Annotated in this window: 25 protein-coding genes; 16 read left to right on the forward strand and 9 right to left on the reverse strand. The window is 70.3% G+C overall.

What is annotated here, in order from left to right; all coding sequences use genetic code 11:
- Positions 1–3: 3 nt before the first annotated feature.
- The 3 genes from ABZ493_RS16355 to ABZ493_RS16365 are packed head-to-tail and all read left to right on the forward strand — an operon-like array spanning position 4 to position 1,836.
- Positions 4–327 (forward strand): hypothetical protein, encoded by a 324-nt coding sequence (locus ABZ493_RS16355; RefSeq protein WP_430583207.1) that lies wholly within the window; start codon positions 4–6, stop codon positions 325–327.
- 46 nt (positions 328–373) lie between these two features.
- Complete coding sequence (locus ABZ493_RS16360; protein WP_430583208.1) at positions 374–838, forward strand: hypothetical protein; 465 nt, start codon at positions 374–376, stop codon at positions 836–838.
- Positions 835–1,836 carry a zeta toxin family protein gene (locus ABZ493_RS16365; protein ID WP_430583209.1) on the forward strand — a complete coding sequence of 334 codons (1,002 nt, stop codon included), beginning with the start codon at positions 835–837 and terminating at the stop codon, positions 1,834–1,836. The genes ABZ493_RS16360 and ABZ493_RS16365 overlap by 4 nt, the downstream gene beginning before the upstream one ends.
- Before the next feature lie 135 nt (positions 1,837–1,971).
- On the opposite strand, the gene ABZ493_RS16370 is transcribed toward ABZ493_RS16365, so the two are convergent.
- Positions 1,972–2,358 (reverse strand): hypothetical protein, encoded by a 387-nt coding sequence (locus tag ABZ493_RS16370; protein WP_430583210.1) that lies wholly within the window; start codon positions 2,356–2,358, stop codon positions 1,972–1,974.
- Between the two features lie 259 nt (positions 2,359–2,617).
- Between ABZ493_RS16370 and mobC the strand changes: the two genes are divergently transcribed.
- From mobC to ABZ493_RS16385, 3 genes are read left to right on the forward strand one after another with little or no spacing between them, the layout of a single operon-like run.
- A complete protein-coding gene (gene mobC, locus ABZ493_RS16375) occupies positions 2,618–3,016 on the forward strand; it encodes a plasmid mobilization relaxosome protein MobC (protein WP_430583211.1) in 399 nt (132 codons plus the stop codon).
- Positions 3,016–4,725 (forward strand): relaxase/mobilization nuclease domain-containing protein, encoded by a 1,710-nt coding sequence (locus tag ABZ493_RS16380; RefSeq protein WP_430583212.1) that lies wholly within the window; start codon positions 3,016–3,018, stop codon positions 4,723–4,725. Before mobC ends, ABZ493_RS16380 begins: the two co-directional genes overlap by 1 nt.
- 15 nt (positions 4,726–4,740) lie before the next feature.
- Entirely contained in the window at positions 4,741–5,586 is an 846-nt protein-coding gene (locus ABZ493_RS16385) for a hypothetical protein (protein WP_430583213.1), read from the forward strand.
- Positions 5,587–5,996: 410 nt separating this feature from the next.
- Here ABZ493_RS16385 and ABZ493_RS16390 read toward each other — a convergent pair whose 3' ends face one another.
- The 8 genes from ABZ493_RS16390 to ABZ493_RS16425 form a co-directional block, all read right to left on the reverse strand.
- A complete protein-coding gene (locus ABZ493_RS16390) occupies positions 5,997–6,677 on the reverse strand; it encodes a DUF4913 domain-containing protein (RefSeq protein WP_430583214.1) in 681 nt (226 codons plus the stop codon).
- Entirely contained in the window at positions 6,674–8,470 is a 1,797-nt protein-coding gene (locus ABZ493_RS16395) for a TraM recognition domain-containing protein (protein ID WP_430583231.1), read from the reverse strand. The genes ABZ493_RS16390 and ABZ493_RS16395 overlap by 4 nt, the downstream gene beginning before the upstream one ends.
- Entirely contained in the window at positions 8,470–10,008 is a 1,539-nt protein-coding gene (locus ABZ493_RS16400; protein WP_430583215.1) for an ATP/GTP-binding protein, read from the reverse strand. The genes ABZ493_RS16395 and ABZ493_RS16400 overlap by 1 nt, the downstream gene beginning before the upstream one ends.
- Complete coding sequence (locus ABZ493_RS16405) at positions 10,005–11,513, reverse strand: SCO6880 family protein (RefSeq protein ID WP_430583232.1); 1,509 nt, start codon at positions 11,511–11,513, stop codon at positions 10,005–10,007. The genes ABZ493_RS16400 and ABZ493_RS16405 overlap by 4 nt, the downstream gene beginning before the upstream one ends.
- Positions 11,500–13,212 carry a hypothetical protein gene (locus ABZ493_RS16410; protein ID WP_430583216.1) on the reverse strand — a complete coding sequence of 571 codons (1,713 nt, stop codon included), beginning with the start codon at positions 13,210–13,212 and terminating at the stop codon, positions 11,500–11,502. Before ABZ493_RS16410 ends, ABZ493_RS16405 begins: the two co-directional genes overlap by 14 nt.
- Positions 13,213–13,218: 6 nt before the next feature.
- Positions 13,219–13,887 carry a hypothetical protein gene (locus tag ABZ493_RS16415; RefSeq protein WP_430583217.1) on the reverse strand — a complete coding sequence of 223 codons (669 nt, stop codon included), beginning with the start codon at positions 13,885–13,887 and terminating at the stop codon, positions 13,219–13,221.
- A 95-nt stretch (positions 13,888–13,982) separates the two neighbouring features.
- Positions 13,983–14,288 (reverse strand): hypothetical protein, encoded by a 306-nt coding sequence (locus tag ABZ493_RS16420; protein ID WP_430583218.1) that lies wholly within the window; start codon positions 14,286–14,288, stop codon positions 13,983–13,985.
- Positions 14,285–14,914: a DUF6668 family protein gene (locus ABZ493_RS16425; RefSeq protein ID WP_430583219.1), complete on the reverse strand. Its 630-nt coding sequence runs from the start codon at positions 14,912–14,914 to the stop codon at positions 14,285–14,287. Before ABZ493_RS16425 ends, ABZ493_RS16420 begins: the two co-directional genes overlap by 4 nt.
- A 146-nt stretch (positions 14,915–15,060) precedes the next feature.
- Between ABZ493_RS16425 and ABZ493_RS16430 the strand changes: the two genes are divergently transcribed.
- The 10 genes from ABZ493_RS16430 to ABZ493_RS16475 all read left to right on the forward strand — a co-directional run bounded on the left by ABZ493_RS16430 (position 15,061) and on the right by ABZ493_RS16475 (position 24,599).
- Positions 15,061–15,327, forward strand: coding sequence for a helix-turn-helix domain-containing protein (locus ABZ493_RS16430; RefSeq protein WP_430583220.1), 267 nt, complete (start codon positions 15,061–15,063; stop codon positions 15,325–15,327).
- 1 nt (position 15,328) lies between these two features.
- A complete protein-coding gene (locus ABZ493_RS16435) occupies positions 15,329–15,886 on the forward strand; it encodes a hypothetical protein (protein WP_430583221.1) in 558 nt (185 codons plus the stop codon).
- A 2-nt stretch (positions 15,887–15,888) separates the two neighbouring features.
- Positions 15,889–16,962, forward strand: a complete 1,074-nt coding sequence (locus ABZ493_RS16440) for a M23 family metallopeptidase (protein WP_430583222.1) — start codon at positions 15,889–15,891, stop codon at positions 16,960–16,962.
- 10 nt (positions 16,963–16,972) lie between these two features.
- On the forward strand, positions 16,973–18,361 hold the full coding sequence (locus tag ABZ493_RS16445) for an AAA family ATPase (RefSeq protein WP_430583223.1): 1,389 nt from the start codon (positions 16,973–16,975) through the stop codon (positions 18,359–18,361).
- Positions 18,362–18,426: 65 nt separating this feature from the next.
- Positions 18,427–18,672, forward strand: a complete 246-nt coding sequence (locus tag ABZ493_RS16450) for a hypothetical protein (protein WP_430583224.1) — start codon at positions 18,427–18,429, stop codon at positions 18,670–18,672.
- Positions 18,673–18,976: 304 nt separating this feature from the next.
- Positions 18,977–20,773, forward strand: coding sequence for a helix-turn-helix domain-containing protein (locus ABZ493_RS16455; protein ID WP_430583225.1), 1,797 nt, complete (start codon positions 18,977–18,979; stop codon positions 20,771–20,773).
- A 95-nt stretch (positions 20,774–20,868) separates the two neighbouring features.
- Entirely contained in the window at positions 20,869–21,480 is a 612-nt protein-coding gene (locus ABZ493_RS16460) for a DNA-binding protein (protein WP_430583226.1), read from the forward strand.
- 377 nt (positions 21,481–21,857) lie between these two features.
- Positions 21,858–22,562, forward strand: coding sequence for a ParA family protein (locus tag ABZ493_RS16465; RefSeq protein WP_430583227.1), 705 nt, complete (start codon positions 21,858–21,860; stop codon positions 22,560–22,562).
- Positions 22,563–22,570: 8 nt separating this feature from the next.
- Positions 22,571–23,017, forward strand: coding sequence for a hypothetical protein (locus tag ABZ493_RS16470; RefSeq protein WP_430583228.1), 447 nt, complete (start codon positions 22,571–22,573; stop codon positions 23,015–23,017).
- 568 nt (positions 23,018–23,585) lie between these two features.
- Positions 23,586–24,599, forward strand: coding sequence for a DUF4192 family protein (locus tag ABZ493_RS16475; protein ID WP_430583229.1), 1,014 nt, complete (start codon positions 23,586–23,588; stop codon positions 24,597–24,599).
- The last annotated feature ends 172 nt before the right edge of the window (positions 24,600–24,771 follow it).

The raw sequence follows: 24,771 nt of genomic DNA on the forward strand, positions 1-24,771 counted from the left end.
CAGGTGTGGCAGAGACCCGACGGCATGAAGTACTGGCCGGCGGAGCGGCCCTTGAACGCTGCCCCCGTGCCGAGGGCTGTGCCGGTGCGACCGCAGGGTTCCTACGCGGTGATCGTGCGCCTGCTGTGGGAGACGTGGGAGGAGATGATCCCGGGCACGGCCATCCGGTGGGCCGAGGGTCGCGTTCTGGTGACCGTGAAGCCGCCGAACGCGCCGAGCAACGTCACCGAGCTCATGTGCTGGCTGCGCCAAGAGGACGTCTACCGAACCCTTCCTCGACGGCCCCGAGAGGTCCCGGCGATGGGCACCGGGGGCACGCCCGGTTGAGCCGCGAGCCCAAGCGTCATATCCTTGGTTATAGGAGGTGGTAGCCATGGCGATGACGAAGGACCCGACGCTGTCGGACGTGGTCCGGCTGCGCCGCCGCCAGGCCGTCGATCGGCTGGACGAGCTGCGCCTCCTGCGCGGGCTGTCCGCCACCAAGTCGCAGACCGAGATCGCCAAGGTCCTGGCGATCAGCCAGCCCGCGGTGAACAAGGCGCTCAGGGCCGCCGCGCGCGTCCCCGAAGTACGCGAAGGGTTCTCCGGCGGGACCCCGTACGAAATCGTGCAGCGGTACGCCGCGGGCATGATCGACCGTGCGCGCCTCGTCGACGAGCTCGGCCGCTGGGAGTATCCGAAGACCCCGGCCACCGACGGCGTCGATTGGCTCGCCGAGGAGCCCGCCGGCAGCTTCGAGGAAGTCGGTCGAGCGCTCGACGAGGGCCTGATCGACGAGGACACGTACACCGCAGTCCTGGACGCTAGGCGAGAGGCCGCCCAGACTCGTCAACCGTGAGTCCAGAAGACCAGCACGCCGCGCACCGGGAGACGGTGCGTGAGTTCTCCAAGGCCGGCGGCCCGCTCGACAAAGATGGCGGGCACGCGACGCTGAGCAACCCCCAGTGGTTCTTCGACGGCGACGTCGCGAGCCCCACGGCCGGGCGACGAGCACTCTGGCGACGCCTCATTGAAGAGGCGCGCGCCGAGGCTCCTGGAGTCCGGAACGAGGGGAAGGCGATCGTGCTCGCGGGCCCTCCCGGTGCAGGCAAGGGTCACGTCCAGGACGACGTGCTCGGCCTCGACAAGGACGCTTGGCTCGTCGTTGACGCCGACAAATTCAAGGAGAAGTTGCTGCGTGAGGCAGTCGCCGACGGCAGCTACGAAACGTTCCTGAAGCCCCAAGCTGTACGCGATCGCGAAGCCGACGGTGAGCCGTTCTTCCCCCTCGAGCTGGCCGCGCTCGTCCACGAGGAATCGTCGTACCTCGCACGCAGGCTGCGTGACGAGGCGCTCCGAGACGGCATGAACGTCGTGCTCGATTCGGTGCTCTCCGATCCAGACAAGGCCGTGCAGCTCGGCCGGCGCCTCGAAGCGGCGGGATACGAAGTCCAGGTGGTCGACGTCGAAGTCCCTTACGACCTGTCCCAGGCCCGCATCGCGCAGCGATGGCTTAGCCAGTACCAGGGCGCCGTCGTCACCGGGAACGGACTCGGAGGCCGGTGGGTCCCGAGCGTCTACGCTCGCGACGTCTTCGCCGGTCCGGCAGGACGCTCGCGCTCCCAGGAAGCTGCACAGCGACTCGCCGAACAGTGCCCAGCGGTCCTCCGCTTCCGCCGCTTCTGGACGGCGGCAGAGAGTGCTCCGCGGCGAGTAGAGGTGGACCGCGGCAGGTTCTCGCGCGGCAGTCAGCTGGTGGACTACAGCCTCATCTTGAGCCGCCAGCGAAGTGCCGCCAGCGCGCCGTCCGCGAGGCGGCCGACGTCACCCCCGCGACACCCGGGAATCGAACGCTAGGGTCCGCTCACCCCGCCTGGATGACGGCGGCTCAAGCAGCTCGCGCAGTGCCGACGTCGAGCTGGTCACGTCATACAGGCGCCCTCCCCGACGAATCGGGAAGGGCGCGTGGGCTGAGGGCGCAGAGCGCGCGCGTCAGGCAGCGGCGTCGCCAGTTGCCGCGCCATCCGAAGGTGCGGCCGAGCTCGAGCCCGAAGGGGCAGCGGAGGGCGTGGGCTTGCGGCTCTGGCGACGCCGCGCGCGTGCCTTCTTCTCGGACTCAGGAAATCCAATCTTGCGGAGCTCGTCGGCCGACCAGCCTGCCGCGATCGCAGCGTTGTAGGCCTTCAGATCGGAGCGCTCGGCGTCCCCGATTCGCTTGTCGATACTCGCCTGGAGTTCCGCTAGTTCGCGTGCGGTCTGCTCGCGCAGATCCGCGACGGATTGGCGGGCCTCCGCGAGGACTCGAATCGCACTGATGCGATCCTCCTGCGCCTGCCGTGCGCGTTCGATTGCTTCCTCGGGTGTGGGTGTCTTTGCCATGCCCTCCATCGTACGGAGGGACCTGCGATACGTCGACGGGCCGGAGGCCCGCACTTCCGTGTCTTTGCGGCGGAGCCGCGACAGCCCACGAGAGCGCGGTGTCGCCCTCCTCCACGCCTGGCGAAGCGGAGCAAGCTATACACTTAGGTTCCCTAAGTTGCTTCCCGGCTCGACACTGTCGTTCGGCCGGTGCACACTGGACGTGTGATCCCCGCACAAGGCGGGGTCGCTGCGCTGGGCTGAGAGGCGGGTGAACCCGATGAGCGAGCAGGCTCCCGGAGGGCGCCAGTTCTCGCGACGTCGACGTGCGAACGTCGACGGGGGTCGCCAGCACTTCCACAAGGTTGGTGTGTCGCCCGAAGAGGAAGGCGTGCTGCTGAGGCTCGCCGCCGCCCAGCACGTTACGATCCCCCGGCTTCTTGTCGAGTCCGCGCTTGCCTCCGCAGCATCGGAGACGCCCTCCGAGCGACGCAACGCGATGGCTGAGTTGTTCGCGCTCCACCGGCTGCTGGCGAACATTGCGAACAACGTCAACCAGATCGCGAAGGTCGCCAACGCGACCGGCGAGGTGCAGTCCGAGCTGCACGCGACACTCGACGCCGTGCGCAGGACGGCGGGGCGCATCGACGCGGCGATCGACGGGCTGAGCCTCCCGTGATGCCCAATGTCGTCCGGGGCGACCGCATGACCGGACTCATGACCTACCTCGCCGGACCAGGCAGGGCGAACGAGCACACCGAGCCGCACCTTGTCGCGGGTGATGGTGCACTGTTGGCTTGGCACGACGACGCCGAGCTCGGGCGCGACTCCGCCCTTGCGATCGCGCGCCACCTGGACCGCCCGCGTACTGCCTACGACGTCGAGGTCAAGGGCGGCCACGTCTGGCACTGCTCGCTCTCTTTGCGTGCGGACGAAGGCATGCTCACTGACGACCAGTGGCGCGCCATCGCGAACGACTTCGTGCGCGCTATGGAGTTCGACGACAACGAAGGCACGAAGGCGCCGTGCCGGTGGGTCGCGATCCGACACGGGGTGTCGAAGAACGGCAACGACCACATCCATATCGCAGTGAACCTTGTGCGCGAGGACGGCACGAAGGCATCGACCCACAACGACTTCCGCCGCGCGCAGACTGCGGCCCGCGCGCTCGAGGCCAGATTCGGTCTGGAGGAACTGGAGTCGGTCAAGGCCGAGCGTGCAACACGCGGCTACGACCCGGCTGAGCGCGAGGCACAAGCCCGCGCCAGAGCACGCGCAAAGTACGAGCGCACACGGCCCAAGCTCGGTGCCGATGCCCCTGCCTGGGAGCACCTCGGTGGAGGGGATCGGCAGGCGCGGATCGCCTCCGAGATGCGCACCGATCAGCCGCGGTACGTCCTTGCTCTCAAGGTCCGCGGGTGCGCGACGGCGAGCGAGAACGAGGCAGAGTTCGTCCGTCGCATGCGCCGGTCCGGGCTGCTGGTGCGACCGCGGTACGCGGACGGTCGGACCGACGTCATCACGGGCTACTCCGTGGCCGCGCGACCCGAAGCCGGCGAGCGACCGATCTGGTACGGCGGTGGGCACCTGGGGCGCGACCTGACCCTGCCGCGGCTGCGCGACGGATGGCCCGACACCCCAACAGGAGCGGGCGACGCCGCGTCAGAGTGGAACGCAGCGAAGCGCGGTCGCCGCGTGGTTGCGCCGGGCCGAGAGACGCGCGAGCCCGACCCCGAGTTGTGGGTCAAGCGCAGCGACGATCTGCGCGGCCTGGTGGACCGGCTGCGGTCGGTTCCCCTCGACGATCGGGACACGTGGGCGACAGTGGCGCGACAGACCGCCGGCGCACTGGCCGCCTGGTCGAACGCTACCGAGGAGACGCCCGGCGACCTCGCCGCCGCGTCCGAGGCGCTGTCTCGCTCGGCGCAGACCTACGGGCGTACCCCGAGGCCGGAGAAGGCGGGGACGGTCGCCATCTCGGGCGCCGCGATGCTCCTTGCGAGCGCGGCGCGTGGCGGCAAGGGACACGTTGCCCAGGCCGTCATGATCCGTCAGCTCCTGAGGCTCACCCAGGCCGTATACGACTCCGCCGTAGCCGGGCAGCAGGCACGTCAGGCTCGGCTCCTCGCGGAGGACACACGCGCACGGCTGGTGCGGGTGCGGAACGCCATGCCAGCTCCGATGCAGGAGCAGGGCTCCACCGCGACGAGGACCACCGCGACCACTGCGGCCACGCTGGACCCGGCCGCGCAGGCGATCCTCGATCGCCTCAACGCGAGCCACGCGCACGACGCCACCAAGGCGGCGTCACCGGTGCCCAACAAGGTCGAAGAGCAACGAGCGAAGCAGACCACCACGCGAGGCCCGGACCGGGGTCGCGAACGATAGGAAGGGAGCACCACGATGGCTGACGAATCAGACGGCATCGAGGAGGCGTTCGAGGGCCAGCTCCGTGTCCTCGTCTCCGCCGCCGGACAGGTGGGCGAACGCATTGCGAGGGCACGGGAAGATGCCCTGCGGCGCGCCCAGGCCGCCAGCGAGCAGGAGGCGCGCGAGCTCCGATCACGGATGGACGCCGAACACCGAGCAGCACGCGCAGAGTTCGGCAACGTGCACCGCTCGGACTGGTGGGACCGCGCCAGCGCCGAGCAGATCGGGCACACCTACCAAGTGAGCCGAGCGTGGGCGCAAGAGGACCCCGAAGCCGTGCGGGCCGAGCAGCGCATCCGCGACGAGCTGCGCACTCGCTACGGCGTCGACGTCGACAACGCCGGCGGCGACCCGTCAGCGGTCCGCGCCGCTGTCGAGCGCGCGGAACACGAGCGCGCGGCTGGCGACGCCGAGCGCGGCCGGTCGGCCGAGGAGAACGTCGAGGCACAGCGACTGATGCAGCAGGCCGCGCACGAGGACCACCGCGCCGCCGAAGCACGCGCGGCAGCGGAGCACGAGCCCGACCCCGAGGACAGGGCCCGCGCGGCCGCGGAAGCCGAGCAGCGCGAGGTTGCCGGCGAGCGGGCACGTGAGGACGGACGGGCCATGTACGACAGCGCCGAGCGCCGAGACGCAACCGCTCGTGACCTCGAGGCCAAGGGGATGGATCACGAGGTCGTCGCCACGCGCATGCGAGCAGACGTCAGCCAGGCGAAGCCCGCCACGTTGGCGACGGCGAGCGACGCTCAGAAGGCACCGAAGGCCCGCCGCACGCGCGGGCGGGGAGCGCAAGTACAGCGCGCTGGTCTCGATCGCTAGTTCCGCTCGTGGGCCCCCTCCAGGACAACCTTGGAGGGGGCCGAGGCCCCTGCTAGAACGGCGGCGGCAAGTGATCGCCGGCCGCCAATATGTACGTGACCACCGACCCCCAAATTGCGTGGCCTGCCAGCCGGTACGGAGTCTTTCGGCTAATGCGGATGGTTAATTTGATGGTCATTTTGGCCGGTCTATTCCGGCCCTTATTTGATGGCATGCTAGTATCCTTAATATAGGTTCATCTATCGTTCTTTAGGGACATGACTATCTTATCATAAGCGCACGCCTGTTGTGGTTATTCCAGAAACTCTGGTTATTATCGCCCTAACGTTTCTCGTGGTGTTTAGGTTTCATTCTTATATATGCCGAAGGGGCCGCACCGGAAACGATGCGGCCCCTTCGCGGCGCTGCGGCTAGTGCCGCTCGTCGACGCCGGCGCGGACGTCGGGGAACATCCCCTCGGGTGGTGGGATGTAGGGCAGAGGATCGCCCAGCTTGTTCGAGTTGGCATCGCCCTCGGCGGCCGCAAATGGCCCGTCCGGGCTCATCAGGATCCCCATGTGGTGGTCAGCGTGGTCCCGCCACCACACGCTCATCCCGGTGGCGGCGTCCTGACGAAGGTGCTCCCACGACCGCCAGAGCGCCTCGAGCCGGATCACGGCTTCCTCGTGCTTCCACCATTCGGCGTCCCACCGGGCGCCCGCCCCGCCCCGGCCGCCGATCTTGCGGCGGTAGACGTAGCGAAGGTGCTCGCGTACGAACTCGTCGACCGACCCGTAGTAGAGGTCCGCGGCCGGCTCTTCGACCGGCTCTTCGACGGGCCCATCGACCTGCTCATTGATGGCCGCCGCGGCGGCCTCGTCGGCGCGGGCGCGGATCGCCTCACGGAGCTCCGGTGTCATCAGCTCCTTAACGGCTGCCTGCGCGGCCTCCGAGACTTCGCCGCCCACGGCCTTCTGCACCGCGCCGACCACGAGCTGACCGGCGAGCGAGCGCACGTCAACGCCGAACGTCTGCGGGGCCTCGTCGTCGACGACGACGGGCTGTGCCTCGACGCCCGCTCCTTCGAAGTCGTCCTCTGCCCAGTCCGTCACGACGCCTCCTCAACCTCAGTGGCCGCCTCAACGGCGGCCAGCTCCTCGTGCGCCTCACGCAGCGTGCGCGCGGCCTGCGGGTCATGGGCGGCGATCGACGCCTCGACGTCGGCCGCATGAGGTCCTGCCATCCAGGGCACGGTCCGGATCAGCGTCGGGCGCGAGCCCGAGGCGAACACGACCGCCCGGCCCTTCGGGAGCGCACCGAGATCCGCGACGTCGAGGATGCGTTCACGGTGGAGCTGCTGGGACACGGTGCGATGCCCGCGGCCGTAGGACGTCGAGGACGCCAGCCGGTCGTAGTCCCCGATCAGCTTGGACAGGCTCTCCAAGAACGAGTCTTCGGAGACGCCGCCGCCGTAGACCTTGACGTTCGACGCACTCCACAGCTTCTTCATGCCGGACTCGCCCCAGACCTCCACACCCTGGGACCACGACTGCAAGATCGTCATGAGGACGATCCCTCGCGACCCGTAGTGCGAGTAGAGGTTCGGGAGCTCGCGCCACCGGCAGACGTTCGCCGCCTCGTCGAGCACGCCGAGCAGAGGCGTGGGCAGGCGGCCACCGGCGGACCGGGCGGCCAGCTCCTCGGCGGCCTCGACGACCGCGACCGTGAGCGCGGTGACGAGAGGGCCGGCGGTGCCACGACCCTCCTTCGACAGCGAGTACAGCGTGCCGCCGCCGGCTCGCACGAACTCGTCCGGGCTCATCTGCGGGCGATCGTCCGCGGGACCGTCGGGAGTGACCCAACGAGCCACCTGCCGGTTGGTGAGGCAGGAAGCCATCTGCTGAGCGGTGCCGAACACGCCACCACGCTGCTTTTCCGGCGCGGAGACGACGCCGGCAACCTGGTCCGAGGTCAGCGTGAAACCGTGCTGACGCAGGATGTCGATCGCGGTCTCGTCCGTCGGCCGGGTCAGCCAGGTGTAGACGGCCGTGATCGGACGGTTGTCGAGTGCCGCGGCCAGAAGGAGACCGGCCAAGAGGTCCTGCCCGGCGGGGTCGAAGTAGGCGTCCGTGCGGGCGCCCGGGTCACGCGAGCCCGAAGCAAAGTGCTCGGCCAGCTTGGCCGCCTTTACCTCGTCGGTCACGTACGACAGGGGGTTCCACCACCACGTCGGCTCCTCGAGCGCGATGCCCTGCGGGTCGAACACCCACACCGGGCCCGACATCTCACGCAGGTCGCGCGTGGAGTCCACGACGTCGCGCTTGTTTGACGTCACGAGCACCGAGCCCGGTGCCTCGAGGATCGCGGGCACGGCGCGCGAGGTGGTCTTACCAGTGCGCGGGCCCCAGATGTCGCAGTGCATGTCCTCCCAGGACCCGAACAGCTGCTGCCCCGCGGACACCGATCGGCCGATCGGGACGCCCGGCGACCCCGCAACACCGAGGCGCTCGGCCTTGGCCTGCGCGCTCTTGCGGCTGAGGTCTTCGACGTCACGTCCGCGGCCCATGTAGGACGCGGCGCGGTCCACTCGCGAACGCTTGCGGCGTGCTCGCGCCGTCGCGAGCCCCACGAGCACCGCAAGGACGAGGAGAAGAACGCCGACGCCGCCAAGCACCCACCAGCCCGCCGCCCCGGGCCACTGCACATCACCGCCCAGGAGGCCGAAGAACACCTCGAAGGGGTTTGCCGGCACGGTTGTGCCCGTGCCGGCGATCTTGTGCCCAAGGTGGGTCGCCGCGTACACCGCGCCGACCACGACGACGACGGTCACGATGCCGACCCACAACAGGACGACCTCACCGCCCATGCCGCCCGGATCGCGGCGACGGTTGTTCGGCACGCTCATCACGCCACCTCCTCGTCCAGCAGTCCGGTCCGTGAGCGGTCGGCCCAGCGCTCCGCACTCATGTGGAGCGCCTTCTCGGAAGCTGTGATCGCGAGGTCGATCGGGATGCCCGGGCGGCCACCGACCTTGACGAGGAACTTCCCTCGGCCCGGAGGGGCGGTCTCGCGCCCCTTCTTCGGATCCCATGCCGGCGGGTCCTGCCAGCCGGCCAACAGCTCCTGCTCGCCGCGCGAGAGGGCGACGACGGATGACAACAGGGGCATCTCGCTCATGGGCAGACCGCCGCACACCACCAGCCCGGACCGCTCGATGAACCCCATGGCCTTCTGTCGGTCTTCCTCGAGCGGCAGCGAGCGAAGGTCCTTGAGCGTGTGGGTGATCATGGCCAGCCCCACCCCGACCGTGCGGTTGAGTCGGGTGAGGTAGTCGACACGGTCAACGAGCCCCGGGCCGGCCTTGAGCGCCTGGTGCAGCTCGTCGAGGATCACGAAGTAGTGGCGGCGCGTCTCAAGCCCGACATCGGCGAGGGTCTGCGCGATGTTGACGACGGCGAACCCCGCCGACCATGAGGCGAGCAGCGCGACAGCGCGCAGGTCGCCGTCCGACTGTGGGATCGCGGAGACGTCATACACCACGGCGCGGTCCCGGCGCATCGGGTGCGTCGTCGGCTTGGAGAACACGTCACCGAACTTCCCGCCGGGGCTCAGCGCCACGAGCGAGGCTTCCAGCTCCTCGGTCACCGCCTGGTACTTCTCATCGGTGCCACGGTCGAGCGCCGCCTCGCGCAGCTCGGGCGGCGCCGCCCGCACGACGGCGAGCAGGTCGGGGATCAGCGGCACCCCGACGTGGTGCTCGTCGAGCCAGGCGATCGCACGGGCGAGGATCGTCTCCTCACGCGAGCTCGGCGCGCTCTTGCGCAGCACCGTGATGAGCGCGACCAACATGTTGAGCCGAAGCCCCTGGGCGTCGGCCAGAACCTCCTCCGCCGCCTGGTGGAACCCGGCGGCGCGCAGCCGCGCCGCGGCGTCGGGAGCCTCGCCCGGGTCGAGGACGTTCAGGGAGCCACGGTTGCGCCCGAGCGGGATTACCTGGCCGTCCAGGCGCTCGACCATCCTCACGTAGTCCGGTCGCGTGTCCCCCAGCACGAGGGGGATGACTCCTTGGCCGGACAGCCCGACAGCCATCCGCATGACCGCCGAGGTCTTGCCGAGTCCAGGGCGTCCGAGGAAGAACGCCGACGGGTTCCCGATGAGGTTCGCCCGCTGGTACCAGTTGATCGGGTCGCAGCACAGGGTCGCGCCTGTATGGATGTGACACCCGAACGGCACACCCACCATGGGCGTGCCGGCACCGATCGCGAACGGCCACATCCCGCACACCTGCACCGTGGTCCCGCGCCACTCGTCGGCGGCCTGTAGGTATGCGGCCTGACCGCGGCCGCGGCCCAGCCAGCCGCGCATCGGCGGGCGCTGAGGGCTGAGGGCGCGCGCCGTGCGCTTCTTGTCGGTCCGCGCCTGCCTGGGCTTCTTGGCGCTCACAGCTTCTCCCTCAGCTCGGCGGGGACCCGGATGTGCTTCGGCAGCACCAGACCCACGGGCAGGGCGGCCGCGAACGCGGAATCCTGCGACCCGTAGACCGGCCGCAGGCGCACCCGTGCGATCGCCCCGAGGTTGTCGATGGCGGCACGTGCATCCGCCGCCTTGGCCCGGTCAGAAACGGTGGCGGTGACGAGCATCCCGAACTGGACCAGGCCGGCTCCCGACGCTTCCTCGCCAGCGGTGGCCGCCGCCTTCCTTGCCGCGCCGACATCGCGAGCCGCCGGCTTGTTCGTCGACGTCACCCGAAACTCGGCGGCGCGAAGGTCCGCCTCGACGATCGCAGCCGCCTTGGCGGCGTCGATCGGTCGGTACAGCAGGGTCACGCGCTTGCGCGCGATGTCGCGATGCGGGGCGAGCAACCGCGCCAAGATTCCCGACTGCACGTTGCCGCGGGGGGCCTGCGTCATGGCCCAGGTGCACGAGTACGCCGAGTCGTGCCGGTAGCCCTCCCACGACGCCTCCGAGGCCGATGGACCCACGTCGGGCCAGGTCAGCTCCGGCACCTCGCCGGCGGCGTGCGCCTCATCGATGAGAGTCGCTGCCGCCGGGTCGTAGGCGATTCGGATCGCCTCGCAGAGGTCCTGCGCCGACAGCGGATGGGCCGCACCCGCTCCGGTCGCCTGCAACCCTGCGGTCAGCCCCGGCAGGCGAGCAGCCAGTTCGTGACCCATCTCGTCGGGCGTGCGCTTCTTCGCACCCGGGCGCTGAGCAGCGCTGAACGTCACGGCGACGAACGCCTTCACCGTCGAGGAGCCGGCGGGGTACCGGTCGACCACCTCGCGGAGCATCGCCTTCGCGAATTCCGGGGCGTCGTCATCGATGTTGTTGTTCACCTCGCGGCGCAGGCGGGTGCCTGAGTCGGGCGCCGTCTCGATCGTCACCGAGGCCGCCTCAATCCCAGGCTCGTCGCCCAGGTTCGCGAGCCAGTGCCCCCAGTCGGCCACCCAGACGTCGATCTGCTCCTGGTCGACGAGCGCGGCGCCATCAGGCTCGGTGCCAATCACGATCGAGTAGGAACCGGTCGCCGGGGTGTAGAGCAGCGCGAAAGGTCGGCCGTAGGAATCGGTGTGCTCGCTCAGCCTGGTAGGGGCCAGCAGGCCCGGAAGCTGGTACGTGCCCCAGAGGGCGCGGCCCAGGGGGCCCGAACGGTAGAGGTGGGTCCCGCGCGAGCGGGCCGACCACCAGCCCACCCGGGCGCCGCCGCGGCTGAGCAGGCTCTTGCCATGTGCGTCCTTGGTCAGGACCGCCAGCATGACCAGCCCGAGCACGCCGGCAAGAATGACGGCCTCGAGCAGGCCGCGGATCATCACCGTGATGACGACGGCGATCAGACCCGCCAGCAGCAGGCCCGTGCCGACCGAGCCCAGGCCGAGGATGCCTGCGGACGTGGGACGGCGCCAGTTTCCGTAGGTTCGTGCGCTTCGGGTCGACTCAACGGCTGCCACTCGGACCGCCCCCTTCACCTTCGCCAGTTGACTGCTCACCAACACTTTGTGCCGCTCCTGCAGCGGCCTTGCCGGCCTTCATGCCGGTGTCGACCGCGGCGCCTGCGGCGATACCGATCGGCCCGCCGGCGGCACCGGCCGCGGCTGCGCCGCCTGCCCCCGCGCCGGCCGCCGTCCCAGCCCCGGCGCTCGAGCCGGCGGCCGCTCCGCCACTGCCGGAGGCCGAGGCCGCAGCAGGGACCCCCCGTGCGCCTCCCCCAGCCCCCGCGCCGGAGCTCTCGGCGGCTCCGGAGCCGGTGTTCCCGTTCTCCGAGGACCCACCCGAAGCAGCGCCCGCCGGGGCGCCGGCGCCTGCACCGGAAGATCCCGAAGAACCGTCCGGGCCGCTCGAACCAGAGGGCCCGGATGACCCGGACCCGGACGGTCCCTCACTGCCGGAAGAAGCGGCTGGCGTCGAGCCCCCGCCCGCTCCCGAAGAGAGACGCCCAACCGCGGCGGCACCCGAAGGCAGGGCCGCCAGGGCACCAGCGCCGATGGCGGCGCCGGCGCCGCCCGCGGCCATCGCGCCCACCATCGGCGTGACGAACCGCATGAGTGCAGGCATCGCGAAGAGCGCGATCACCATGAGCATGAGCCCGGTCAACACGGCGAGGAGGCCGGTCCCGTCATCGCTGAAGACGTCCGTCCCCACGAGCTGGAACGCGGCCGCGTACACGATCGCGGCCGCCGGCTTGTAGAGAATGAACGCGATCAGCCACGCGACGCACTTCTTGAACCAGCTCTTGCCCATCTCCGTGTTCGTGAAGGACGCCGAGAGCGGGAGGATCCCGGTCAGGATCACGAGCATTCCGCCTCGCGCGACCATCAACACGATCTGGAAGGCCGTCGCCAGAATGGCGATGAGCCCGAGGATGATGACGAGGAGCGCGCCCAGGCCGCCGGCGGCTGGATTCGTGGTGAGCGCCAACAGGGTCAGCATGTTGTCGCCAAAACAGGTCGAGTTGGCGGCCGTGACATCGCAGTTGAGCGACCCGTTGATGATCCACACGGAGAACGAGTCGGCAGCCGTCACGAGCAGGCTCACGATCGTCACTCCGGCACCCGCCACCACCACGAGTGTGAGAAGGCCCTTGACGGTCTCGCGGCCAGGCTCGGCCCGCTGTTCCCACGCCATCCGTGCGCCGCCGATGATCACCGACACGACGGCGGCCGCCCCCATGTACCACCAGAGGCTCGACTGCAGGAACAGCACCGCTCCGCCTGCGCGGTTCGGGCTCGAGGGCATCACCCCAGCGACGAGCGCGCTTGCGCCCGAAATGAGAATGACAGCGCCCAGGACAAGGCCGAGCTTGCCGAGGGCCGCCACCCCCTCACCCGCTCGAAGCCGGGTCGCGATGAGAGCACCCAGGACGATCACCGACAAGATCGCTACGGCGAGGCTGATCCACGTCACATAGTTCAGAACCGTGGTGATGTTGCCCGCGTCAGGGGCTGAGCTGCCCGCACTGATCGCGGACGACCCGCCGGTGCCGGTCAGGTTCGGGGTCCCGATGTGAACCCAGATGGTGCCAAGGGATGCGACCGCCTTGCCGAACGCCTCGACGACCGCGTTCGCCATGTTCTCGATCGCGTCACCAACGGTCGACTCGACCCAACCGTTGACCTTGCAGCCGACTTCCCACCATGAGCACTCAGCCATCGAGGGTCACTCCTCCCAGGCGATGTAACCGGCGGTGTCTGGAAGCTCCGCCATCTGGAGCGGGTTGTTCGGGTCCTGCGGCAGGAGCTTCCAGTCGCCCGACTCCCACACGAGGTCGTAGACCGCGGACGCATTGACCGAGTTGCCCGAGCCCACCGCCCGCACCGCCATGTCGACCCGCGCGCTCTCGCCGTCGTAGTTCAGGAGCCGGAAGCCGGCCACGTTCATCCGGGTCGAGGAAGACGAGCCTGCTGCAACGTCGCTGAGCAGCTGACTGCGATTCGGGGTCTCCTCGGACAGGAAGTACGCGATCCAGTCGGGGGACGTCGCCGCGTCCGATCCCTGCACGACGGCGTTCGCCGCGGCGAAGATCGCCCCTTCGGGCGAGTGCTCGAAGCAGTAGCGAATTCCCTGCTCATTGCTCTCGCCGGGACCGAACTCGGCCGAGGTCGGGTACGCCGTCGTGCCCTGGAACTCCCACTGCGCGGACGGCGCGGTGGAGACGGAGCCCGTGAGGACGACATCACCAAGGCCGCAAATGCTCGCGCCGCCCGCGTCCCCCGATGGCTCGGAGGACGGAGCGGCGGTCGGGGCCGGGGACGATGACGGCGCGGCGGCGCTCTCGGGATCGTCGCGGGTCGCAAGCACGAACCCGATCACCGCGCCCGCCACCACGATCAGAGCGATGACCACGGCAGAGGCGATGAAGCCAGGCCGCGTGAACGGGCTCTGCTGCTCAGTGTCCTCAGTAGTCATGTCCGGCCTCTCGCTCAGGCCCCGGACAGGAAGCCAACGAGGGCCACCGCTGCCGAGATGACGATGACGCCAGCGAGCGACATGCCGATACGGCCGACGTGCTCACCGCCCTCGCCCCGGCGCGACTGGACGGCCATCATCGCTCCTGCGGCGAAGAGCCCAAGGATGCAGACAGCGAGAGCCACCCACTTGGCCCAGCCCAGAACGTCGCTGATCGCGCCCGTGCCGGGGGGCTGCACCGGGTCGGGGTTGGGGAGGTCAGCCGGGAGGACGGCGAGGACGTCGCTCATCACTCCCGTCGCGGTCAGAAGCGTGCTCATCGCGGTTCCTTTCGGTTTGTGGCGCCGGCGGCGCCAGGTCGGGTGAGCGCACGAAGGTCGTCGACGATGCGGCGAACAGCGTGCGGGGCTTCGGAAAGCTGGGGGTCGTCGCCAAGGCGCCAGGACTCGATCCACGGCACGGACCACATCCGAGGGACACCTCCGGCGACGATCTTCGCGAAGTCGCGCAGGGGTCGGGGCAGGCGTCCAGGTGCGTCAGCGACGAGCACCAGCCCCAGCAGATTCACGTCGGGAACCAAGCCGGATGCCCATTGCGTCGCAGCGTTCTGCGCGGCGCGGAGTCCGTACATGCTCGTGCGGGCTGTCAGTACGACCTGGGCGGTTGCGCCACCGGGAACCTGAGGCCACCCATGCTCCGCGGCGCCCCACCCCTCGACCAGGCCGGCGAAGCTGGTCTCGCCGGCCCCTCCGTGCGCACCGACGCACCACAGCTCGGCCCGACGCCGCTGGCTAAGGACCGGAAGCCGGTCGCCGTGCTCTGGCGCCGGCACCCCTCGCTGCGGGGTCGTAGGTCCCGTGGGGCGTGCTGCACGCTCCTCAGTCTCTGCAGCCACAGGTTCCGGCCGGGCTGGCTGCGAGAGCCACGGGTTCCTGCCTTCTGCCACGACCTCACCCTCCGCTCAATAATGGCGTCCGTAGTGTTCTATGCGGCAATCATAGCCGCAGAGGGTGACATCGGCAACAGGGAGGGACAGCAGATGATTTTGGATGAAAGGTGGCAACAGAGTGTTGCCCCGTATAACATGGGTGCATGCGGACGACGGTGGTGTTTCCAGTGACCGACGGACTCGATGCCTTGTTCGAGGGCCGTCGCGACACCCTCACCGCGCCCGAAGTCGCCGAGATGCTGGGGATGACCAAGCAAGGCGTCTACCACTGGCTGCGCGATGGCGTGATCCCCGGCTACAAGCTCGGGTCGCAGTGGTTCATCCTGCGCGACGACCTCAAAGAGGCCCTGCGCAAGGGCGCGAACGTGCCCCGCGATACCAAGCGGCCATCCAAGGGCGAGGAGGGGTGACATGCGTCGAGCACCGGTCGGTAGCGCTGCGTTGCTGATTGCCCTCCTCCTGGCAGGCTGCGCGAGCCCGGAGGAACCGGTGGCAGCTCCGTCGGCGGCAACCGGTGCCGCCTCGTCGCAGCCGCCGGCGGCTGCGCCCTCTCGTGCTGCTGAGGCGACACCAGACCCGAGCGGCCTGGTAGATGAGGACACGGGCGAGACGATCAAGCCGCAAGCCGTGCCGGAGTGGGACGCGGCATCACGGTCGAGCGTTGTCGACGCCGCGGCCGTGGCGCTTCGGGCATTTGCACGGCCTGGGCTCGATTCCGAGAGCTGGTGGGCAGAGCTCCAACCGCTCCTCACCCAGCAGGCTGCCGAGGACTACGCCTACGTCGACCCAGCCAACATCCCGGTCCAGAAGGTCACCGGCGCCGGGAAGCTGGTCGACAAGAGCAGCGCGTACGTCGGCACCGTCGAGGTCCCCACCGACGTCGGCGCCTACACCCTGATCCTGACGCGCAAGAGCGCTGATGCCGAGTGGAAGGTCAGCCGCATCACCCCACCGGAGGGCGTCAACTAGCCATGTCCAAGCAGAAGTCAGGCGGGATGCTGCTCGCCGCGGGTGTGCCCGCCGGACTCGTTGCCGTCGTCCTGAGCATGATCCTCTTGCTCGGGAATGACGACGCGGCCGCGGCCGCCTGCAACCCCGACCCGGGGGCGCAGAGCGGCGTCAGCATCGACCCTGACTCTGTGCCCGACACGACCATCGCGGGCTACGGGCACGAACAACTCGTCAACGCCGCCCACGTCATCCAGGCCGGCAAGGACCTCAGCCTGGGAGTCCGTGACCAGACCATCGGCGTCATGACAGCCATGGGAGAGTCCGGACTCCGCGTCATCGACTACGGCGATGCCGCGGGGCCGGACAGCCGTGGACTGTTCCAGCAGCGTGACAACGGCGCGTGGGGCTCGTACTCCGACCGCATGGACCCGTACATCTCCTCGACGAACTTCTTCAAGGCGATGCAGCAGATCGACGCTCGAGACACCTTGGAGCCGACCATCGTCGCGCATCGCACGCAGCGCAACGCGGACCCCTACCACTACGCCAAGTACTGGGACGCCGCCGTGCAGATCGTCGAGGAGCTGGCGGGCACCGACACAGGTCTGGTGCCTGGCACCGGGGACCAGGTGTGCGCCGGCAAGGGCGCAGGCACCATCGGCAAGGTCAACGCCGAGGGATGGGCGCAGCCGGCCAAGGGGCCGCTCGTGTCCCACTACGGCATGCGTGTCGACCCCGTCACCGGCGCGTTCACCCGGCTTCACGCTGGGGCAGACCTCGCCGGCGGCGGCGACGGGGGGCCGATCTGGGCTGCACAAGACGGTGTCGTCATCGACACCTTCACCGACAGCTACGGCGGTTGGAACATCGACGTCGACCACGGCGGCGGCGTGGTCACCCGCTACAAGCACATGTGGGCGAGCGGCGTCCTGGTCAACACCGGTGACCAGGTGCGTGCCGGTGAACAGATCGGCCGCGTGGGTTCCTCCGGGAACTCGACCGGCCCACACCTGCACTTCGAGGTGCACGTCAACGGTGAACCGGTCGACCCCGAGCCCTTCATGGCCGAGGTCGGCATCACTCTCGGAAAGTAAGGAGCACGCCATGAGCACCACCACAGAGGCCGCCACGTGGCCCCGTGTCGCGGCCACCCTCAACGCCGACGGCACCGCCGAGGTATCCATCGGGGGCACCGTGCACCCGATCGCGGCCACGTCGGTCGACGACGCCCGCACCCAGACAGTCGCCCTTGTCGCGCAGAAGGCCGCCCAGCTCGGGCGTCCCCTGCGCGTCGTCACGCAGGACCCGGACGGAGCCTGGCCGCTCATCATCCACGCCGACGGCACCGTGGAGCCCGACGAGTCGACCGAAGCCGCAGCTCCCCCGGCGCCGGCGCCCACGGATCCCGTCGAGGAACCTGCCGCCGCCCTCGAGGAGCCGGAGCAAGAGACCAGCCCCGCGGCTGCACCCCCCGAGGAGCCCGACTCGGCGGCCCCCCACGGTGCACAGGGATGGGTGCGGAGCGCGGCGGAACAGTCCGCCGAGGAAGCCGAGACCCAGCCCTACCCCAGCCGCCGAGAGCGCCAGTCATTCCTCACCCAGGAGCGGGCCGAAGAGCCGGCGACGACCGGGTGGCGAGGCGCCCTTGCACGAGTCGGCATTCGGATCACCCCGAGCGACAGCGAGCGAGCCGAGCGCGACGACGTGCGCACCGTCTCCCAGCACTGGCCCGGCCCCCGGACCATCGCGATCGTCAACGGCAAGGGCGGAGCCAACAAGACGCCCACGACGATCCTCCTGGGGGCACTGTTCGCGCGGTACGGCGGCGCCGGCGTGCTGGCGTGGGACAACAACCAGACGCGCGGCACGCTCGGATGGCGCACCGAACAAGGCCGCCACGAGGCCACCCTCCTCGACCTGCTCCCCCGCACCGACCACCTCCTGAGCGCATCCGCCCAGTCCGCCGACCTGGCGCACTTCGTGCACCACCAGACCGCGGACAAGTACGACGTGCTGCGCTCGAAGCCCGATGTCCTCGCGAGCGAGCAGCGCATCAGCGCCGCCGACGTCGACGCCATCCACGCCGTGGCCGCCAAGTACTACCGGCTGATCTTCATCGACTCCGGTAACGACGAGACCGACCCTCTGTGGCGCCGCATGCTCGACCACACGGATCAGCTCGTCGTGGCCACCACGACGCTCGAGGATCGCGCGGAGGCCGGCTCTCTCCTCCTCGAAGCACTCCGCGACCAAGGCGGCAAGGCCGCCCGCCTCGCGGACGAAGCCGTGGTGATCGTCAGCCAGGACAACAAGGACCTGTCGGCGGCGCACCTGAAGGGCATCGCGGACGGGTTCTCCGCGCAGGCCCGCGAAGCCGTCACCATCCCCTACGACCAGGCGATGGTGAAGGGCACCCTGCGCTACGGCGCGCTCCGGCCGGCAACCCAGCGGGCGTGGCTTGCCGCCGGCGCCGCAGTCGCCCGCGGCCTGTGACCCGGGTTACGACACGCCGGGACCGGTACCGCCTGCAGCGGTGCCGCCCTGGCATGCTCACCGGCATGACCAGCACCAATGACCGTGCGGGCGACGCCCGAGACGACTTCACGGTGCGTCAGCCGAAGCTCGACGGCAACCGTGTGGCCCTGCGAGGGCGCGTGACGCCCGACCAGCATCAGAGGGCGCGTCGTGCTGCAGCGCAGCGAGGCCTCTCCCTCAGTGACTATCTGGGCTCGCTGATCGACGCCGACACGGGCGTGCGCGCGGGCAAACGACCCCCTCAGGAGGCGTTCGACATTCCTGCATAACCGCAGATAAGCGAACGGCCCGGCCCCCGAAGGGGCCGGGCCCGAATCCGAAGTCCATCACCCTGCTTTGGCGGGCGGGAGGTGATGGGCCCCGTTCGACGCACCCTCGGGTCCGTCGTACTTCCTAGGAGCGATCATAACCGCGACGGCCGACAGGCATCTACAAGAACTCGACGACACGCCGGGTAAGCCGCACCCCGAGTCGGGTTCGCCGGCAGAGCAGTGGGCCGCGACGGCGCGGCTCCTGGCAGGCCGTGAGCGCGTTCGCGTCGGGGTCCGCGGCCGCCGCGGCGGGCAGTACACCGTGGAGTACCCCACGCGCGGTGAGCGGCCCCTGACGAACCTCCTCCCCCGCTCCGGACCTGCCGCCGTGCTCGTGTACGGGCTGGATGGCACCTGCCGCACCCTGTGCCTGGACCTGGACGTCGCCGGCGACGATGCCGCCGCCACGGCGGCCGAGGCCGCCGACCTCGAGCACTGGCTCGTCGAGTGCGGCGCCCGCATCGTGACCGACATCGGCCCCACGGGCGGCCGCCACGTGTACGTGCCGCTGGCCGACCGCCTCCCGCTCCCCGCCGCGCGCGAGCTCGTCGAGGCCCTGGCGCTGCTCTTCCCGTCCCTGGACCCGTCCCCGCACCGATCGGTGCGCTCGGGATGCATCCGAACCCCGGGCGCCCTGCACAAAGGCTGGGGGCACCAGCAGCTCACGATGTCCCTCAGCGCCGCGTACGACGTCCTGCGGCGCCCGAACGGCGCCGACGTCGTCGAGGCCATCCGGGTGCGGCTGAGCCCGCAGATCGCCGCATGGCGCGCCCGCGCCACTCCCCCCGCCGATCGCCTGGAGCTCGCCGGCGGCGTCGACGTCGACGATCAGACCCACGCCAAGCCCGCTGGCCGCGCCGGCGACGTGCGGGGGCCCGTGCTGCGCATCGCCCGTGAGGGGATCTACGACGTCGCGCGCTACCCCACCCCGTCTGAGGCGCGCGCCGCGGTGATGGCGGCGGCCGCCCGTGCCGGTTGGCGCCTGGTCGACGTGGTCGCCCGCATCGAGGACGGGCGCTGGGCCGGCCTGGCCGCGCTCTACGCGCACCACTCCCCCGGCTCCCAGCGCCACCGCATCACCCGTGACTGGTCGGCCGCGGCCGCGCTCGTCGCCCGCACGCAGAAGACGAACCCGCAGGCCAGAGCACACGTCGCCCCAGAGAACGACACTGTCCGCAGATCGAACACAAGCGCCCAGGAGTCACACGGGGGGGCCTACACGCGGCCCCCCGCGGATCCCACGACCGCCGACGAGCACGGCTTCATCCGGACCTGGCGCGCTGCCCTGCGGACCACCGAGCAGCACCGGTTCCCTGGCAGGTCCGGATACGCGGTGAGGTTCGTGCTGCGGGCCCTCGGAGGCTTCGCACACTCGACTGGCTCGCGGTATGTCGCGGTCGGCACCCGCTCCCTCGCGATCGCCGCCGGCATGGAACACTCCACCGTCTCCCTCGCACTGAAGGCCGCCGCGGCCGCCGGGTGGTGCGACCGCCTCGAGGCCGCTCACGGCGAGCATGCAGACCTTTACGCCCTGACCATCCCCACGGACCTCAAGGGCCGCGCCGACGAGCTGCGCTGGGACTCCGGCAAGCTCCACGCCCTCAGGCCGGTGTTCCGCGCGCTCGGGCACGTCGCAGCCCTCACGTTCGAGGCACTGGAGGCAGGCCGCGCCCGCTCGGTCCTCGAGGCCGCACGGACCACCGGGATCAGCCGCTCCGCCGCGCACGAGGCCGTCGACGCGCTGGCAGCATGGGGACTCGTCTCGCGCGACGACGGCGGCGACCTGGTCGCCCACCCCGAGAGGCTCCTCGCGGCCGCCGAGCAGCTCGGCGCCCTCGACGTCGTCGCCGCACAGATCCGCACCTACGCCCGCCACCGCATCGCCTGGCGGGCCTACCTCCACCGCCACGACCCCGAGGCCCAGCCCGGCGACGTCGACCACTCCCCCGACCCCGCCGACCTCGCCTGGCTCGACGCCGCCGGCTGGTGGCTACCCCCCGACGCCGCGGCAGGCCCGGACTGGACCATCGCCGACGTCGTGGTCCGCCCCAGCGCATGAGGGAGTGCCTCGCGCGGTGGCGGCGCCCGCGCTTCTCCGGTAACATGGGTAACAGGTAACATCGTTACCACCGTTACCCGACCGAAGGAGCAGCGATGGCCCAGCAGGACTCCCCCGACCAGCGCGCCGCGGAGGCCGCCGAGGCGCTGGCCGCCGAAGGTCTGCCCGTGACGGCCCGCACCGTGCGGGAACGCACCGCCCGCGGCGGCACAGGCGTGCGGATGGCCGTGGCCGCGGCAGCGGCGAAGGCATGGAAGGAAGCGGAAGACCAGGCCCGCGACATCCCCGAGGTCCCCGCCGAGCTCGAGAGGCCGTTCCAGGCGATCTGGCGCCAGGCGCACTCGCTCGCCAGTAGCGCCTTCAGTGACGAGCGCGCCGGGCTTCGGGCTGCCGCCCAGCAAGCCCGGGACGAGCGCGATGCGCTCGCCCACGACCTCGAGTCTGCCGAGGCGGAGCTAGATGAGACTCGCCGAGCCCTCGAGACCGCTCGTGCGGACGCCGAGGTTGCGGCGGAGCGGGGCCGCAAGGAGGCCGCCGGCGCCGCGGCAGCCGCCGCGGACGCGATCGCCACAGAGCGAACGCGAGGTGACCGCGCCGAGGCCGCACTGGCCGCTGTCGAGGCTGAGCGGGACCGCATCATGGCGGAGCGAGACCGGCTCCTTGCGGCCCTGGCGAACGCGGCGGCCAACCGCGAGGAGGCGAGTTGATGGGGAGCTCCCCCGACCGGTATGTGTGCTGACCTGCGGCGACGGGCAGAACTTACAGAGTGCGGAAGTGTCGGAGTCCCGCACGAGCGGCCACCGGGTGGGGGGTAATCGTCCGGGACCTTCGGACCTTCGGACCTTCGGACCTTCGGAACATCGGAAGTCACGGACACCCTGAGTACGGAAGATACGAACTCCGGAACATCCGAAGTGCCGTAGTGCCGAGGTGGACGTCGTCGCGTGTCCGTCATCCGTACTCCGTTAGTTCCGTAGTCCGGTAGTACGTGAGTACCGGACATCGTTACTTTCGTCGGCGCCCGGCGTGGCGCCGACTCCCAGACCGCCGGAGTGCGGGAGTCTGCGACTAACAGAGTTTGGTAGTGCCGGTGAACGCCGGCGCACAGGAGGGGTGGAAGGGTGTTCCAGCTATGAGGATCCTCGCCGTGGCGAACCAGAAGGGCGGGGTGGGGAAGACCACGACCACCATGCACCTAGCCGCCGTGCTCTCGGAGGTGGGCCGGACCCTGGTGGTCGACAACGACCCCCAGGGATCGACAACGTGGTGGGCAGAGCGCGCGGGGGAGTCTCTGCCCTTCGATTTCGCCCCCGGAACTGACCCCGGGGAGTTGTCCCGGCTTCGTGAGCTCCCGTACGACGTGGTCGTGGTCGACACGCCTGGCTCCCTCGAGGCCGGAGACGTTCTGGGCACGATCGTTAGGCAAAGCGATTTCGTGCTGATGCCGACGGAGCCGGACGCGCTCAGCTTCACGCCCCTGATGAGGACGATCCGCGACCTCGTCGAGCCGGCCGGAGTGCCGTTCCGCGTGCTGCTGAACAAAGTCGACCCGCGGAACCAGGGCGAGGAAGAGGACGCCAAGGCGCTCCTCAAGCAGGCGAACCTCCCGATCTTCGAGGCGGTGGTGCGCAAGTACAAGCGGCACAAGGACGCGCCGATTCACGGTGACGTCGTCACGCAGTACAGGGCTTCTGCGGACACGTACAAGGCGATCGACGACTACCGTCGCGTGGCGCTGGAGCTCAACGCGATCTGGGCCAACGGGCTCGCAAAGGCGGGGGCGAACTGATGGCACGCGTGGCACTCTCGTCGATCCTCGACAAGCGGCCCGAGCAGGAGGCCGCACCCGAGGCCGCTCCGGCGCCAACGCTGCCCCCCGAGACAGCGCCGACGGCGCCCACGCTGGAACCGCAAGAACCGCGCAGTGAAGGCAAGCCCGCGCAGCGAAAGCCGGCCAGAGCCCCGCAGCGGAAGGCGACGCGCAAGGCCCCGCCACAGCCGACAGCGGCGGATGGAGAGCCGAAGTACCTGACGCTCGAGCGTAAGGAGGCCCGGATTCGCGGTGATCAGGCGGAAGAGTTGACGGTCCTGCGCCGACGTCTGAACAAGGCGCGCAGCACTCGAGGCGGCGAGCGGATCACTGAGAACACGCTCATCCGGGTGGCGATCGACCTCCTGCTCGAACGGTCGGGGGAGCTTGGCGGGGACGACGAAGACCAGCTTCGGGCGTCTGTAGGTCTGTAACTAACAGAGTTTGGAGGGCAGGGATGAGCGAACTGGAACGAGCTCTAGGCGAGCGGGTACTCGACGTCGCGTGGACGAGCTCGGTCGAGCTGTGCTGGAGCAGCGAGACCGACTGACACCAAACCTGACGATGCCCCCGGAGCCGATCGCTTCGGGGGCATCGTCATGCCCGGGCGGTCCAGCTCAAGCGATGGCCGGGCGGGCGTTGCCGGCCGGCGGGGGAGTGGCGCGAACCGATGCCGACCTTCGGCCGGCGCCGAACGGCGGCCGCTGCGCGGCCCTGTTGTTCCGCGCTGACGCGCGGAAGAGCGTTGTTGCCCTCTCCTGGCTCTCCATGATCGCCCGCGCGACCCTCCGCGCAAGCCCCGCGGCTACGCCGCCGGCATTCCCCCGGAACTTCTCGGGCGCGCTCGCAAGCTCGCTTGATTCGCCCGAGAACTTCCTCCTCCTGCCGGTCCCGGGGCTTGCACTCCAGGCCGCTTATGCGGGCGTTCATTACGGCGCCAGGAGAGGGCGAAAAAACGGTCGGCGGCAGGCGGGCCACCCTCGGCTGGCGGAAGGGTCACCGATGTTCCCCACTTCTGAACTGCGGGCGAAGAGCCTCGCGGACGTGCTGGCCGCCATCGCGCTCACGGTCGGCTTTCGGCCCGTGAACAGCGTTGTCGTCGGGGCGCTGCGGCCGTCGGGCTCGCTCGGCATGGTCGCGAGCCTCGACCTCGACAGCGTCACCCCGGAGTCTGCCGACCTGATCGCGGTGCACGCCGCGAACGACCGGGCCGACCGCGCCCTGGTCATCGTCTACGGCGAGGACCAGACCCTCGCCGCCGACGTCGTCGGCGCGATCACGTGCGCGCTGCACGGGCAGGCGGTCGACGTCGCGCAGGCCGCGCACGTCGACCAGACCACCTACCGGGACCTGCTGGTCGACGACGCACCGGCCCGGCCCCTGGCCGACATCGAGACGAGCGCGGTCGCGGCCCACGCCGTCGCGATGGGCCGCAACCTCAACGCGACCCGGGCCGACCTGCTGCCCCGGCCCGCCGCGCGGGCCGCGCGGGCCGAGGCCAGCAACGCCTACGCGGACCAGGCCACCGAGGCGGACCAGACGGCCCACGCCGTCGCCACCTGGCGGCTCATCCTCGCCGGGATGCTCGACGGGCCGGCGATCTACGGCGAGATGGCCGCCCGTCTGACCAACACCCGCGTGCGTGACGCGGTGCTGCTGTCGATGGTCCCGGAGGTCACGCCCGAGGTCGTGAACGCCACCGCCGAGGGGCGCGAGGACGGCGCCGCCGTCGCCCGGGCCATCGCCGCGATCGTGGACCCGGACCGGGCCCACGAGCCGGGCCACGCGGCCCACGACGGTGCCGACGCCCTGGCCCAGATCGTCGCGCACGTCCCCGACAGCGCGCCCGCGTGGTCCCTGTGGGCGCTGCTGGCCTGGTGGACCGGCAACGGCCTCGCGGCCCAGGACGCCCTGGACCACGCGGGCCAGGGCTACCGGCTCGCGGAACTGCTGCGGCAGGCCCTGGCCCAGGGCATCCCGCCGGGCTGGGTCCGCAAGCACCGCGCCGCTCTCTGACCGGTGGAGGTGGGCCGGGGCCGAGCAGGCACCGGCCCCCTCGCGCGCCACGTGCGGCTCACGGTCGCGTGGTGGCCGTCGTGCTCGCGCAGCGCGGTGTCGAGGGCGCCCCGCAGGGCGGAGTGCGCGCGCTTCAGGCGGTAGCCGACGTGCTCCGTGACGTCGGCGGCGG

This window comes from Isoptericola sp. NPDC019482 (assembly GCF_040632295.1).
Lineage (GTDB): Bacteria > Actinomycetota > Actinomycetes > Actinomycetales > Cellulomonadaceae > Isoptericola.

Bases quoted from the DNA above. Each gene is read 5' to 3' on its own strand.
- ABZ493_RS16360 (WP_430583208.1), top strand. From the start codon at position 374: ATGGCGATGACGAAGGACCCGACGCTGTCGGACGTGGTCCGGCTGCGC.
- ABZ493_RS16370 (WP_430583210.1), bottom strand. From the start codon at position 2,358: ATGGCAAAGACACCCACACCCGAGGAAGCAATCGAACGCGCACGGCAG.
- mobC (WP_430583211.1), top strand. From the start codon at position 2,618: ATGAGCGAGCAGGCTCCCGGAGGGCGCCAGTTCTCGCGACGTCGACGT.
- ABZ493_RS16380 (WP_430583212.1), top strand. From the start codon at position 3,016: ATGCCCAATGTCGTCCGGGGCGACCGCATGACCGGACTCATGACCTAC.
- ABZ493_RS16385 (WP_430583213.1), top strand. From the start codon at position 4,741: ATGGCTGACGAATCAGACGGCATCGAGGAGGCGTTCGAGGGCCAGCTC.
- ABZ493_RS16395 (WP_430583231.1), bottom strand. From the start codon at position 8,470: ATGAGCGTGCCGAACAACCGTCGCCGCGATCCGGGCGGCATGGGCGGT.
- ABZ493_RS16410 (WP_430583216.1), bottom strand. From the start codon at position 13,212: ATGGCTGAGTGCTCATGGTGGGAAGTCGGCTGCAAGGTCAACGGTTGG.
- ABZ493_RS16420 (WP_430583218.1), bottom strand. From the start codon at position 14,288: ATGAGCACGCTTCTGACCGCGACGGGAGTGATGAGCGACGTCCTCGCC.
- ABZ493_RS16430 (WP_430583220.1), top strand. From the start codon at position 15,061: ATGCGGACGACGGTGGTGTTTCCAGTGACCGACGGACTCGATGCCTTG.
- ABZ493_RS16435 (WP_430583221.1), top strand. From the start codon at position 15,329: ATGCGTCGAGCACCGGTCGGTAGCGCTGCGTTGCTGATTGCCCTCCTC.
- ABZ493_RS16440 (WP_430583222.1), top strand. From the start codon at position 15,889: ATGTCCAAGCAGAAGTCAGGCGGGATGCTGCTCGCCGCGGGTGTGCCC.
- ABZ493_RS16445 (WP_430583223.1), top strand. From the start codon at position 16,973: ATGAGCACCACCACAGAGGCCGCCACGTGGCCCCGTGTCGCGGCCACC.
- ABZ493_RS16450 (WP_430583224.1), top strand. From the start codon at position 18,427: ATGACCAGCACCAATGACCGTGCGGGCGACGCCCGAGACGACTTCACG.
- ABZ493_RS16460 (WP_430583226.1), top strand. From the start codon at position 20,869: ATGGCCCAGCAGGACTCCCCCGACCAGCGCGCCGCGGAGGCCGCCGAG.
- ABZ493_RS16475 (WP_430583229.1), top strand. From the start codon at position 23,586: ATGTTCCCCACTTCTGAACTGCGGGCGAAGAGCCTCGCGGACGTGCTG.